At 37.8% G+C, this 1,282-nt stretch carries 1 pseudogene; it reads right to left on the bottom strand.

Features of this window, described 5'->3' with window-relative positions:
- Positions 1-147: 147 nt before the first annotated feature.
- Positions 148-1,157 (bottom strand): annotated as a pseudogene (locus tag AM228_RS31450) (transposase).
- Positions 1,158-1,282 lie beyond the last annotated feature (125 nt).

Below are 1,282 nucleotides of genomic sequence, written 5' to 3'. Positions count from 1 at the left end.
TCAGGACTTACGCAAGGACGCTATATATAGCGCATTAAGGATCAGGCGATCGCTTGATTCAGACAGAAGCACGATATGCTTCCGGCACGCTACGTGCAAATCGCTGATAATAAAGAGAATCAATCTGTGTTTGAATTGATGAGTAAACTAAATAAAAGAAAGTTTCAGAGAGGGATGTTTAAGCTCTTGGCTCAGGTAATCTGCTAATAAACCAGCTTTTAACTGATAGACAGTTTGAGAAACTTTCTTAGCCATACGAGTCAGAAAAACCCAAACCAATAAAGCGCAAGCAATGTGATTTTTTTGAATATTCGCTCGACGGCATTGACAAGATTCGATCCCGGTTAATTGTTTAATCTCTCGGTGGAATTCCTCAATTTTCCATCGCCGTTTACATTCAGATATGACTTCATCTATTGAAGACTGATTTAAATCATTTGTAGCTACATATTCCGTTCTGTTGGCAGAAACAGTCACCCGAAATAGTTTGACTTTTTTATCCTTAGGAAATTTGTTGATTTTGATTATTTTTCCCTGTTTTTTTTCAATCTCAGACCAAATTAACTGTTCAATAGGCTGATATTTTTTTTGACCTCCTGTATCATCAACCAACCGGTTTTTTTTGAGCGGAACATAATAAATTTTCCCCAAATTATCAATCAAAGCCATTAGCTTTTGGGCTGCATACCAGCTATAAGCACTTTCGCTACAGGAATCTTTTTTTTAAAGACGACATCATTCAGCATATCTGCTACATGATCCAGCTTGGTGTGACCATCCCCATCTGGATCGTAAATTCGATAATCAATCACTGAATAGTATCCCGTTTCGGGATTTACATAAATACAGCTTATTAAACCAATTCCTCGAATCACTCGATGTTCATTGCCACTATATTGACGGCGGACAAGTTCAATTTTCGAGGAAAATCTCTTGTCGAGTACCGTATCATCAAAAACCAAACAAGCTTCGGGATGGCGAGGAAGTTCTGAATGCACTTTTTCCCAAATCACTTCGGGTGTTAAGTTTTCTGAATTCAAGTAACGATTAATTGTATCATGGCTAAACTCTTGAATATGTTCAGCGAAGTTGGTTAGAGTATAATTGATTTGGCTAGTCAGGAGATACTGGCAATAGTATAAATAATTGATGCTCATAGTTTTGGGCATGAATTCTGATGCTATTTTAACATTCATTATTCTCCATTTCCAGATTTTTTTGGGGTTGGCGATCGCGCTTCTCCTTAGTACGCTACATATAGCGTCACTGCGTAAGTCCTGTG

The organism is Planktothricoides sp. SR001, assembly GCF_001276715.1.
GTDB classification, from domain to species: Bacteria; Cyanobacteriota; Cyanobacteriia; order Cyanobacteriales; family Laspinemataceae; genus Planktothricoides; species Planktothricoides raciborskii.
Note: the sequence above shows the minus strand (reverse complement) of the source record. Positions and strands in the feature narration are given on the sequence as shown.